Annotated in this window: 10 protein-coding genes; 9 read left to right on the top strand and 1 reads right to left on the bottom strand. The window is 36.8% G+C overall.

Annotated features, from left to right (window positions below; all coding sequences use genetic code 11):
• Positions 1-876: an RluA family pseudouridine synthase gene (locus ACOV1Q_RS13235; protein WP_424494880.1), complete on the bottom strand. Its 876-nt coding sequence runs from the start codon at positions 874-876 to the stop codon at positions 1-3.
• A gap of 297 nt (positions 877-1,173) precedes the next feature.
• Between ACOV1Q_RS13235 and ACOV1Q_RS13230 the strand changes: the two genes are divergently transcribed.
• The 9 genes from ACOV1Q_RS13230 (at position 1,174) to ACOV1Q_RS13190 (ending at position 12,900) form a co-directional block, all read left to right on the top strand.
• A complete protein-coding gene (locus ACOV1Q_RS13230; protein ID WP_424494879.1) occupies positions 1,174-4,746 on the top strand; it encodes a PAS domain-containing hybrid sensor histidine kinase/response regulator in 3,573 nt (1,190 codons plus the stop codon).
• Between the two features lie 139 nt (positions 4,747-4,885).
• Positions 4,886-5,617 carry a hypothetical protein gene (locus ACOV1Q_RS13225; protein WP_424494878.1) on the top strand — a complete coding sequence of 244 codons (732 nt, stop codon included), beginning with the start codon at positions 4,886-4,888 and terminating at the stop codon, positions 5,615-5,617.
• Entirely contained in the window at positions 5,589-5,954 is a 366-nt protein-coding gene (locus ACOV1Q_RS13220) for a response regulator transcription factor (protein WP_424494877.1), read from the top strand. Before ACOV1Q_RS13225 ends, ACOV1Q_RS13220 begins: the two co-directional genes overlap by 29 nt.
• 28 nt (positions 5,955-5,982) lie before the next feature.
• A complete protein-coding gene (locus ACOV1Q_RS13215) occupies positions 5,983-6,993 on the top strand; it encodes a hypothetical protein (protein ID WP_424494876.1) in 1,011 nt (336 codons plus the stop codon).
• A gap of 53 nt (positions 6,994-7,046) precedes the next feature.
• Positions 7,047-8,444 carry a glycosyltransferase family 2 protein gene (locus tag ACOV1Q_RS13210; protein ID WP_424494875.1) on the top strand — a complete coding sequence of 466 codons (1,398 nt, stop codon included), beginning with the start codon at positions 7,047-7,049 and terminating at the stop codon, positions 8,442-8,444.
• A gap of 146 nt (positions 8,445-8,590) precedes the next feature.
• Complete coding sequence (locus ACOV1Q_RS13205; protein ID WP_424494874.1) at positions 8,591-9,313, top strand: LytR/AlgR family response regulator transcription factor; 723 nt, start codon at positions 8,591-8,593, stop codon at positions 9,311-9,313.
• A gap of 185 nt (positions 9,314-9,498) precedes the next feature.
• Positions 9,499-9,786 (top strand): STAS domain-containing protein, encoded by a 288-nt coding sequence (locus tag ACOV1Q_RS13200; protein WP_424494873.1) that lies wholly within the window; start codon positions 9,499-9,501, stop codon positions 9,784-9,786.
• Between the two features lie 423 nt (positions 9,787-10,209).
• Entirely contained in the window at positions 10,210-11,007 is a 798-nt protein-coding gene (locus ACOV1Q_RS13195) for a sulfite exporter TauE/SafE family protein (protein ID WP_424494872.1), read from the top strand.
• A 555-nt stretch (positions 11,008-11,562) separates the two neighbouring features.
• On the top strand, positions 11,563-12,900 hold the full coding sequence (locus ACOV1Q_RS13190; RefSeq protein ID WP_424494871.1) for an MBL fold metallo-hydrolase: 1,338 nt from the start codon (positions 11,563-11,565) through the stop codon (positions 12,898-12,900).
• Positions 12,901-12,980: the final 80 nt, after the last annotated feature.

Genomic DNA, 12,980 nt, shown 5'->3' with positions numbered 1-12,980 from the left:
TTACGATTCTTCTTTTCGCGAAAATATTTTGCTGAATTTTTTAGGTAGCCCGTCTTCAATTTTAACTTTTTCACCCGTAAAAGGATGTTCGAATTCAAGGGAAAAAGCGTGCAGGTATAAGCCTTTGCCGTTTAGAATTAAGCCTTCAGTGCCATATTTTTTATCTCCCAAAATGGGATTTCCAATACCTGAAAGGTGTTTGCGGAGTTGATGTCTTCTGCCGGTTTTGGGCTTCAGCTGCACCAGGTTAAGACGAGTGAAACGTTCTGAAGGAACAGAATTGCAAACAGAATAAATGGTTTCTGAAGGTTTCCCACCTATCTCAGAATTTATTTTTCCGAAATCATTCATTTCTCCAATGCTTACCGCATAGTAAATTTTCTGGATCTTTTTTTCTTCAAACATGCCGTTTAAAAGTCGAATGCTGCTACGGGTTTTCCCAATCATTAGGATTCCTGTGGTAGCATAATCCAGCCGGTGGACAGGCTGTGGCCTGGTGGCGTCAAAAAGGTTGCTTTGTTTCAGTTTTTGGGGTAGTGCATTTGCAATGGTTTTGAAACGATTACCATTCACCAGGATTCCGGCAGGTTTATGAATCAAAGCCAGGTGTTCATCTTCAAAAAGTACCTGCAAAGGAAAGATTAGTTTTTTCAGGGTTTTTTGCTCTTCCGGAATGTAAAGGCTAATTTTTTCGCCTCCATCTATAATTGTTGCTGAAGTTGCAATTTTTCCATTTACTTGAATATGCTGTCTCTTTAAAGCTTTTTTTAATGCAGATTTTGTGGAGCAGGCGTCAAAAATACCCACGCCGTATTCCTGCAGCCGGATGGGAGAAATTTCGTTCGGGACTTTATGTGTTTCAGTGAAAAATGTCATCTCTTGCAAGATATATAAAAGAAGTTTGCTGCAGTTTAGTGTAAGAAGGTTAAGGGGAAGCAATTTGGAAATCTGTTTTTTTTGATGACATAATTTCTAATGGGCTAATCAGCCCGTTTAATTAATATGAAGGCCTGCTTGGATATGATTTGAATACCAACTATTCTCAAAATTAAGTTTGCTGCTGAAAATTTTATGATTCTGCTTCCTTTTGTATTGCAATGCAGCCTTCTTAAATAAAAAATAGGTTCTTATGTTTTAAATTATCTTATTTTCGGGAAATCTAATCCTCCAACAATGTCTCAACATATGTTACTTCCTACCGCCGAAGGCGAAAAAATTATTTCTGAAAATCCGGAATTGCTTAACGAACTCACCTCTATACCTGTTTGTGGGATTTGGATTCAACCCTCTATAGCGAAAAAAGAAATTTGGATTAGTTTCTCATTTTGGAAATTTCTCGGTTTGGTAAATGAAAATCCGGACTTAGGTAGAGATAATTTAACAAATGAAATTTCATCTGTAATTAAGGATGCAGAAGGCAATTTGGAGAAAGAAAAGTATGAGGTAAAAAAGTCATTTTTCACAGGTAAAGGGGAAAACTTGCTTGTGAAAATTTTAGTGCAGAAGGTAGCGTTAAAATCGGGAGTTGGTATTTTGTATAAAATTCAACGTTATGAAATTCAGAGCAAGAATTATGACGATAAAAATTCATTTAAAGACATTATTAAGATTTTCAATGAGACGAATGAACTGGCACGTGTTGGAGGTTGGGAGCTGGATTTGATTAAAAAAAGAATGTCCTGGACGCGCATTACCAGAGAAATTCATGAGGTGCCAGAAGATTACGAGCCAAATCTTGATGAAGGAATTCAATTTTACAAAGAGGGTTGGAGTAGAGATAAGGTTTCCAAGTTGGTCGAGGCCGCTATTGAAAACGGTGTTGCATGGGACACCGAATTAAAATTGATCACAGCCAAAAATAGGGAAATTTGGGTGCGGGCACTTGGGAAACCGGAATTTAAAGAGGGTAAGTGTGTGCGGCTTTATGGAGCGTTTCAGGATATTAGCAAACGAAAAGAAGCTGAACTGCAGCACAAGGCCACGAGGGAGCGATTTGAAATGATCTTTCAAAATTCTTCCCTGGGAATTCTTTTGGTTCATATTCAAGGTCATTTAATTTTAGCAAATCCGGCTAGCCTTAGAATTTTTGGATATGAGGGAAATGAGTTTAGTGAAACTATGAATCTCACATTTAGAAATGTGATTCACCCATCTTTCCTTCCAGAAGCGATAAAAAACCGGGAGAGACTAATCGCTGGCGAAATAGATAGCTACCAAATGGAAGCTAAGTTCTATAAAAAAACAGGGGTGAAAATATGGTGTAGGCTTACCTCTTCCTTAATAAAAGGGGGCGCTGGGGTAGAAGATCTTATCATTAGTCAGGTAGAAGATATTACAGAGCAAATGCATTTGCAAATGAAGGCAAGTGAGAATGCAAAAAGATTTATGAGTGCCTTTGAGTATTCCCCAAATGGTATGGGGGTAGTGAGTATGCAGGGTGAATGGTTGATGGTAAATCAAAATCTGGCGAACATGTTTGGCTACACCAAAGAGGAATTTCTTCAAAAACGCTCCAGGGACCTCATTCACCCTAAAGACCTCAAAAAGGATACGCTAGAACTCAAAGAACTTCTTAACCTGGAAAGGGATACCTATAGTGTAGAAAAAAGATTTTTGAGCAAATCTGGAAAGATAATCTATGGAATGCTATATGTTTCGGTCATTGTAGATGACGAAGGAAAACCTTTGTACTTAATTGGTCAAATTAGTGACCTTACAAAACGAATAACTTCAGAAAGAGCCTTACAAAAAAGTTTGAACGAGCTTCAGGGGCTTATGGATGCTACAACCCAGGTTTCTATCATTGAGACGGATAAAAAGGGAATCGTACAGAAATTCAATAAGGGAGCGGAAAATCTTTTGGGCTTTACTTCAGAAGAGGTAATAGGAAAGATGAACGTTGTGCAGTTACATTCAAAAGAAGAAATAGCTGCACGAGCAACGTTGTTAGCAGAGGAATACGGCGAACGTCCTGAAGGTTTTAACGTTTTTACTTTTAAGCCGAAAAAAGGAGAATATGATGATGCGGAATGGACTTACAAACGAAAAGACAGCTCCACTTTCAAGGTTAAGCTAGTAGTCACAGCCATTAAGAATCATCAGGGAACCATTTCGGGATATCTTGGTGTAGCTACAGATATTTCAAAGCTGAAAGAGATGGAATATTCCCTGGTAACGGCCAAAAGAAAAGCAGAAGAGGCAAATAAGGCTAAATCAGAATTCCTGGCAAACATGAGTCATGAAATTCGCACCCCTCTCAATGGAATTGTTGGTTTTACTGACCTGCTCATGCAAACCGACCTAAATTCTTCACAGAGGAAGTACATGAAGACGGTTTATAATTCTGCAAATACATTAATGGACCTTATTAATGATGTGCTGGATTTTTCTAAAATTGAAGCGGGTAAACTGGAACTAAACGAAGAGCGAACAGATTTAATTCAGTTGTGTAGCCAAACCATTGACATGATCAAGCACCAGGCACACCAGAAAGGTCTCGAGATATTGCTGCAAATCTCTCCTGATATCCGAAGATATGTATATGTAGATGGCGTACGTTTAAGGCAAATTTTAATGAATTTGCTTGGGAATGCAGTGAAATTCACTCAGAAGGGAGAAGTGGAATTGAGCGTAATCTCCAATAACATTAGTGACGATGGAGGCGAGGTAGTGTTCAAATTTGAAATTCGGGATACAGGTGTAGGTATTGCTAAGAAAAATCTGCAAAAAATATTTAATGCCTTTGATCAGGAAGACGCTTCCACTACCAGAAAATATGGAGGAAGCGGGTTAGGATTAACTATAAGTAATCGTTTACTGAATTTGATGCATAGCAGGCTCGAAGTAAAAAGCACCTTAAATGAAGGAAGTACTTTTTATTTCAGTATTAGAATGAAAACTGAGAAGGAAGTAAATTACAGTTCACGACCTGTAAGGAATATTCGCAAAGTCCTGGTGGTAGATGATAATAAAAACAACTGCGAGATTCTTAAACAAATGCTGGCGGTGAATAAAATTGAAACCGTTTTGTGTAGGAATGGAATTGAAGCTCTTACCAGTTTAAAGGAACATGATGATTTTGACCTGGCAATTATTGATTTTAATATGCCTTATTTAACAGGAATCCAGTTAATTGAGCAAATACGCAATGATTACAAACTAACTGCCGAAAAATTGCCGGTGATATTGCTGCATAGTTCTACAGAAGATGAAATGATTCAGAAATCCTGCAAAGCACTTGACATCGCCTTTAATATTACTAAACCCATTCAAATCACCCAGCTTTACGACTTGTTGGACAACATTGAAAAACCAGAAGGTGTAAGTGTGGGACAGCCTGTGAAGGAATTCACAGAAACCTCCAGGACTTTTAATATTATGGTGGTGGAAGATAATCCCGTAAATCGTTTTCTTGCCAACACCATTATTCAAAAAGTGGCGCCAAACGTAAGCATTATTTCTGCGGAAAATGGAGAGGAAGCTGTTGAGAAATATCAGGAAAATGAGGTGGATCTTATTTTTATGGATATCCAAATGCCAATTCTTAGTGGTCTGGAAGCGACGGAGGAAATAAGGCGAATAGAAGAAGATAAAAATGTTCCAATTGTTGCACTCACCGCACGAGCTATCAAGGATGAGCGTGAAAAATACCTGGCGTGTGGAATGAATGATTATCTTACAAAACCTGTCATTCTAGAAGATGTACGAAAAATAATTTTCAAATATTTAATCGAGGAAACAGTTTAAAGTTGATTGAAAATCAATGTTTTGCTTCCTTTTTGCGTACAAATTTCATTAATTTGCACTAAATTTAAAAGACAATAATTAATCTCATTTCAAATAAATATATGTCAGTATTATCCCCCAATTCTTTGAATATTGATCTATGAGTAAAGATTTACCAATTTCTTTGCTTTATATAAGTCCGGTTGACCAAGGCACCGATTTATTTAATAAACTGCACGAAGTGAATGCTCAGGTCGTACACTATGCCAATAGTATAGAGGCAATTCAGTTTCTGCAAAACAACCGTGTTTCTGCTATATTAATTGAGCATCCTGTAGCTCCTGTAAAAACAGAGGATACGCTCTCGTTTCTTCGTGGGGAGTTAGGTTTAAAGGTTCCAGTTTACATCTATCGTTACAATGGAGCTCAAGATCAACTTCCGGAATATTCGAGTTATGATATCATTCTGCCAGATGATTTTGTCATTGAAAAAATTATGGATCATATGGAGGAATCTGAGGTTGTTGCTCAACCAAAAATTTATTCTTTGGATTATTTGAAAGAGATTTCAGGTGATAATGAAGAATTTATAATGCAATCCATACAAATCTTTATCGACTCGGTAAAGGCAAACCTTGAAATGGCAAAAGAAGCCTATGATAGGGGGGAATATGAAGAAATAGGTCAAATTGCTCATGCAATTAAACCCTCCTATGAAATGCTAAAAAACAAAGAAGCCCCGCCTATTTGCGATGAACTTACCTATAGCAGGGTGGATGAGAAAATTTCTTCTCAACTTTCAGAATTAGATAGAATTTATGAAAATATAAGCTTTCAATTAAATGAGCTTTTAGAAAAGAACTATGAGAAAAATTTTGGTGGTAGAAGATAATCCAATGATTGTGAAGTCTCTTGAATTTAAGCTGCGGCAGGAAGGCTATAATGTTCTGGTGGCAATAGATGGGCGTGCCGGACTTGAAATGATGGAAAATAATGATCTTGATTTATTACTCACAGATTTGATGTTGCCTTTTATCAACGGGATCCAGTTAATTGAACAAACCCGAAAAAAAAAACCAGAACTTCCTATTATCGTTCTTTCAACCTCTAAGCAGGAAGACATCATAATTGATGCATTTAAGCTTGGAATAGAAGATTTTATAACCAAACCTTTTAACCCAAATGAACTTTCTTTACGAGTGAAAAGATCTTTAAGAAGCGCAGATTAAAAATTTCCCCAAATTAAAATAACCTGCTTTGAATGACATTTTAGACACCCTATCCAATTGGGAGCTCATCTTACGTGTGAATCTCCTGCTCTTCGCATTGTTTACAACTGTAAGCGCCTTACTTGTAAGCAATATTCTCTTTATGCGTCTTGCAGATATTAAGGAAAATCAAAAGATACAAAAGGAACGGGAAAAACTGGGGGATTTTTTGATGCAGTACTTATTTGAGAATTCAGATGACAAGGAGATAATAAGACGTCTTAAGCCGCAGACCAATTTACAGTTAAGAACCTCAGTAGAAGTAATTCTTGAATTTATAGATAATTTTAAAGGGGAGAGCCTGGAACTTCTAAGAAGGCTTTTTTACCAATGGAATCTTCAACATTATGTAAAAGGCAAATTGAAGAGCCCTTTGTGGTATGATGTTGCACAGGCGATTTATATCGCCTCTGAATTGAAGATTGAAGAGATGAGGTTTCAAGTGGAGCAGTATACAAATTCTTCCAGAAAAGAAATTCGCCAGCAAGCTATATTTTATCTAGTGAGTATGTCGAACGATGAGCCCCTCGCTTTCCTACACATGGTAAACGAACCTTTGACCATATTCGAGCAGGTTTATATTAAAGATTGTCTGGATAATCATTATTCTGGAGAGATTCCTCAATTTAGTCAATTTCTAGGTCATTCGTTGTTAAGTGTGCAGGTTTTTGGAATTAAAATGATTGCAGAATATAATCAATTTGACGCCACAGATGATATCCTGCCGTTTTTGGAAAGCGAAGAAGAAGAACTTCGCATTGAAGCTATTTGTAGCCTTTCCAAATTGGAATATCCAGAACTAAAAGAAATAATTTTAAAAAGCATAGCTTCTGAAAATGGGAAAGTCAGAAGTCAATTTTTAAAGGAGCTTAAAAGGAAATGCACTATTAGTGAATTCCAAAAAGTACATGAGAACATCCCGGAAAACGATTATAAGAACAGGGTTCTCCATTTTAAACTGGCAAATACTTTAAAAAAGGAGATGGAACTATATGTTTAAACTTAAGAATAGTAGAAAGCGTAAATACAGCTGATTTGGAATTAAATGAGATAATGGAAATAGCTAATTGGCTATTTTTAGGTTTTGGAATTATCCTAAGCCTGGGTTATACCCTCGTGGCTTTTTTTTCTTTTCGAGAAATTCGGGATTATAAAAGGAGAATTCGTTTTCAAACTGAAATGCCACTATTACAATCAGCAGGTTTACCATCAATTTCTATTCTGGCTCCCGCGTATAATGAAGAAGCCAATGTGACCGAAAATGTCAGTTCTCTTTTAAATTTAAACTATCCCAATTTCGAAATTGTCATCATAAACGATGGAAGTAAAGATAAAACGCTAGAGAGACTTATTGAAAAATTTGAACTGGAACAGGATCATTATTATTACCATGAATTCGTTCCTACCAAGGAAGTAAAGGGGATTTATAGATCTAAAAGTAAATCATTCAGAAATATTACAGTAATTGATAAGGTCAATGGTGGAAAAGCGGATGCGCTTAATGTTGGTATTAATTGTGCAGATCATGAAATAATTTGCTGCATAGATGTGGATTGTGTTTTGCAGCAGGATGCTTTGCTAAAATTAATAAAACCTTTTCTTGATAGTGAGGAAAAAGTGATTGCTTCCGGCGGCATTATTAGGGTGGCTAATAATTGTGTAATTGAAAATGGCCGTATTATAAGTATTCATCTTCCCAATACTTTTTTGGCACGGGCACAGATTATTGAATATTTTAGAGCGTTCTTAATGGGAAGAATGGCCTGGTCGCATTTGGATGGTTTGCTTCTTATTTCCGGAGCTTTTGGCATGTTTGATAAAGAAACAGTTATTGAGGCTGGTGGTTATGATCCAAAGACCGTAGGCGAAGATATGGAGCTTTTGGTGCGAATGCGACGTATGATGCAAGAGCAGAAAAGGAAGTATAAAGTGGGATTTGTTCCAGATCCTTTGTGTTGGACCGAGGTGCCTCAAAGATGGGGCGTATTGCATAGGCAACGAAATCGCTGGGCGAGAGGAACTGTAGAGACTTTGGCCATTCACAAAAAAATGTTGTTCAATAGGAAGTATAAGGTATTGGGGATGTTAAGCATGCCTTACTGGATATTCTTTGAATGGCTGGCACCACTCATAGAATTTGCAGGGATTCTTTATGTGCTGCTAATGATCATTTTTAGCAATATAGACCCCATAGTATATTTTATTTTCTTTTTTACAGTATATTCTTTGGCCGTACTGTTTTCTATTACAGCTCTATTTTTTGAGGAGTACTCTTTTCAGCAATATAAAAAGCCCAAGTATATCATCAAATTAATAGCAACTATCCTGGTAGAACCATTGATTTTTCATCCATTTGTAATGTTTGCTGCAGTGAAGGGAAATGTTGACCTCATTCGCGGCAAAAAAAATTGGGGAGAAATGAATAGAACTGGTTTTACACGAAAAAAGTAAGGAAGAAAATAATTTTATCTTAATCCAGTAAGAATTCCTATCTCTTTTTATAAATTAGGAAGGTATACAAAATAATCAATGATAGTAGGGAATCATTCGGATTATATGATGGCCGGGATATCCTGTATCTGAATCGAGGTAATAATATGAAATGCATTCTTATTGATGATGAAGAACTGCCACGGGTTATCCTTAAACAATTAATAGGAGAGGTGCCCAAATTAGAACTGGTTGAATCTTTTCAACGCCCAGAAGATGCGTTGAGATATTTAAATCATCATGAGGATATTGCCCTAATCTTTTTAGATGTCAGCATGCCAGGGTTCAACGGTTTTGAATTTATCCAAACTCTTAAAACAGTTCCCGCTATTATTCTGGTCACAGCCCATAAAGATCATGCAGTTACAGCTTTTGAATATGATAACGTAGTTGATTATCTTCTAAAGCCAGTAACTGGTGAACGCTTAAGGAAGGCAGTGGAGAAAGCATCAAGGCATTACCGGGATAACCAGATATCCCAGAATGAGCTTGGCAGAAAACAGAATGAATATACCGAAGGTCAGGATTTATATATACAGAATGATAAAAAACTTGTAAAAATAGATATTCGCGATATACTGCTAATCGAAGCAAAGGGGAACTATATACTGATTAAAACCTCTTCAGGAAATTATATAACCTATTCCAGTTTAAAAAATATTGAGAGCAAACTACCTTCAAATATCTTTATAAGAATTCATAGATCTTTTTTAATTAACTTCTCCAAAATAGTTGATATACAGGATAATAGTGTGTTGATTAATAAGGAGGTAGTTCCCGTCAGCCGAAGGTACAAACCAAGTCTATTAAAGCGACTGAACAAATTATAATTTTCCATTTAAACGGAGAATTATACCGTCAATCATTGCATTACAGCCAGTTACATAATTTTACCGAATCCAATCGGGAAATCTTCATTTATTTGTAATGCATACGACAAAGCAGAATTATATCTGTAGATTAAGGAGTCCCCCTACCTCTTTAATGTCGTATGCTTTTTCAAAATTTATTGGCAATGGAGATAGTAAAGAAAGGTTTAATCATCAATCTTGTAGGTGCTCTTGATTCAGAAAATGTATCTGAAATAGAACTCCATATAAGCGATCAATTAAACCAAACCGATCATCTTATTATAAATGTAGATCATCTATCGTGTATAGAATCCTCTGGTTTTTACATGCTTTACCTGATAAAACAAAAAGCGGAACGTCTTGGTAAAACAGTTTCCTTCCAGGGCTCTGAAAATTCCATTTACAAAAGAAAAATTCATAAATATTCTTTTGCAGCCTTGCTAAATAGTTGAATTCCCGAACTTTTAATGACTTTCCCAGTAATAAAATTGATTTTTACTCTCTTTTCTGAAAGAATCTCTCCTGTCCCAAATCCTATTACCCTTGTTCTCAATGATGGATTTATTCAACTAGTGAAAAAATAAGTGAAAAATGACATTTTTGACTATGTTTTAATACAATTTAATCTCATCATAGATTAAGAAACCGTCATTATGAAACAGGGCTTTCAGACTTAATACTAACCAAATGAGTATAGCCATTAAGAAATAGATGGCTAATTAAAAAGCAATTAAAAGCTCGACATAATAGAGAAACGGGCATTTACACTCCGGTCAGATAGCTATTCAGGAATTGAAAAAACAGGTGTGTAACTTTTGTTACTGCTTATACGGAAATCTAAAGTTACTTTTGCTCTAAACAATAAGACAAAAACTTTGGAAATAATTGACATTTTAGGATATTTTGGTGCGCTTTTAATAGGAGTGACGCTTGGTCTTATAGGTGGAGGAGGTTCTATTTTAACCGTACCCGTGCTGGTTTACCTGCTGTCCATAAATCCGGTTACTGCCACGGCTTACTCTCTTTTTGTGGTAGGCTCGTCTTCCCTGATTGGAGCAATAAATAATATGAAGAAGAAGCTGGTAGATTTTCGTACTGCCATCGTCTTTGCCATTCCGGCGTTTATTGCCGTCTATGGCACGAGAAAATATCTTGTACCGGCTATTCCAGAACATATTTTTACCATTTCGGGCTTTGAAGTGACCAAACATATTGGGATCATGTTATTTTTTGCCCTAATTATGGTGGTGGCTTCTATTTCCATGATTAAAGGAAACGGTAAACAAGAAACGCAAGAAGATAAGGTTAAATATAACTATCCCTTAATTATTATTGAAGGTATTGTAGTAGGTATTCTCACAGGTATTGTAGGTGCAGGTGGTGGATTTTTAATTATTCCGGCGCTCGTGCTGCTAGCCAAATTACCTATGAAAAAAGCGGTGGCCACTTCCCTGCTCATCATTGCGGTGAAATCTTTGATAGGTTTTATTGGAGATGTGGAGAACCAGGAAATAGACTGGATGTTCCTATCAATCTTCACCGGGCTGTCTATTGCGGGCATCTTTTTGGGAGGCTATTTGAATAAATTCATCGATGGTGGAAAGCTTAAAAAGGGATTTGGCTGGTTTGTGCTGGTGATGGGAATCTACATTATTGGAAAAGAACTGCTCTAAACAGCATTTTGACAGCTCAAAATAGTTGAAGCAACCATTTTATATTCCACAGGGCCAATACATTTGGCTGAAAAAACTTACTTGAACTAAAATGGATTTTTGCCATTCCCATTCCGTGTTTACTCGTTTATGCTTATGATCGAAATTGGGTCATCGCGGCCAACGTTATTCTGAGGGTCAACCAGAGTATGTCTTGGTCCAGCAGCGTGATTATGAAAACTCCAGTGGTAGGGGAAAAGCAGCGTAAATTTAAGTGGGCTTCAGAATTTGTTCCGGAATTTTATTTCCTGATGAAACTGAAAAACATGAGAAGTGCCGGTATAAAAAAATTTGGCCTGGTGAATATTTTTGAGCTATCCAAAACTAAACAAGCTTGGAAAATGACTGGCAGATTCGACAAAATGAGGTAATTTTGATGTTATGATATGCTGTTGGATAACCTTTCTTTGTAACAAATGTTACTGCTTATGGGCTTAAATGAGAGTACTTTTGTATTATCAAAATAAGATAAAAAAAGGTTGAAAATCCTAAAGTTGAATTAAACGTAGTGAACAAATGAAAATAGAACAATTTAAAGACGACCCGTTAGCACATTATTCATACGCTATAGTAAGTGATGGTGAAATGGCTTTAGTGGATCCAAGTCGCAATCCTAAACAATATTATAAGTTTGCTGAAGAGCACAATGCAAAGATTATAGCGGTTTTTGAAACGCACCCTCACGCAGATTTTGTAAGCGGACATTTACAGATTCATAAGGAAACAGGCGCCACTATTTATGTGAGCGAAAAAGTGGGAGTAAATTACCCTCATGAACCCTTTGATGAAGGTCAATCTGTTAAAATTGGTGAAATAAATGTTCGGTCCTTACATACACCCGGGCACTCGCCAGATAGTTTAACTTTTGTGGCTGAAGAAAACGGTGAAACAGCTTTATTTACAGGAGATACATTATTTATAGGCAACGTGGGCCGTCCTGATCTTCGTGAGAAAGCCGGAAATATGAAAGCAAAGCGCGTGGAACTTGCAAAGGCCATGTACCGCACTATGCAAACCAAATTTAATGATCTGCCTGATGATGCTCTTGTTTATCCCGCTCACGGTGCAGGATCCCTATGTGGTAAGAATATGAGCGCTTCTCCTTCAAGCACTCTTGGAGACGAGCGCATGAGCAACTGGGCGTTTAAAGACCAAACTGAAGAAGAATTTGTAAAAGAGATATTGAAGGATCAACCATTTATTCCTTCTTATTTTGGATTCAATGTCGATATTAACCGAAATGGAGCAGGAAACGTTCAGCAGGAAAAATACGGTGTAGCATTGCACATTGGAGTTTCTGAAGTTGAAGAAGGAACAACAGTCGTAGATGTTAGAGGTGGTGATGCTTATAAAGCAGGTCACCTGCCAAACAGCATTAACATCATGTCCAGGACAGAAGGTGATAAATTTGAAACCTGGTTAGGAGCCATTATTGAACCCAATGAACCTTTCTATCTGGTAATAAATTCAGTAGAAGACGTTGATGAGCTACTGGAAAGAACGGCCAAGATTGGTTATGAAAAGCAAATGAAGGGGGTGATCACTTTAAGTGAAGAGGTGTCGAAAAAGTCTGATGCCTTTAACCTTGATAACTTTAAGAGCAATAAAGACAGTTATACGATTGTAGATATAAGAAATGAAAGTGAGCTTGCAGAAGGTAAGATATTTGAAAATGCCATTGGAATCCCATTAAATGAATTACGTGATCGTGCAAATGAGCTTCCAAAGGAAAAACCATTTGTAGTGCACTGCGCAGGCGGATACCGTTCTGCGGCTGGAAGTAGTATTCTGGAGAACAAGTTTAAAGACCAGAAAGTATTTGACCTTAGTGAAGCAATCCAGGATTTTAAATAGTTTTCAAATTAGATAGTTTTGAATTGAGGTTGTCCATTTATGGGCAGCCTCAATTTTTTATGATGATATGGGGTGTCACA

The organism is Salinimicrobium maris (assembly GCF_049680855.1).
GTDB lineage: Bacteria > Bacteroidota > Bacteroidia > Flavobacteriales > Flavobacteriaceae > Salinimicrobium.
Note: the sequence above shows the minus strand (reverse complement) of the source record. Positions and strands in the feature narration are given on the sequence as shown.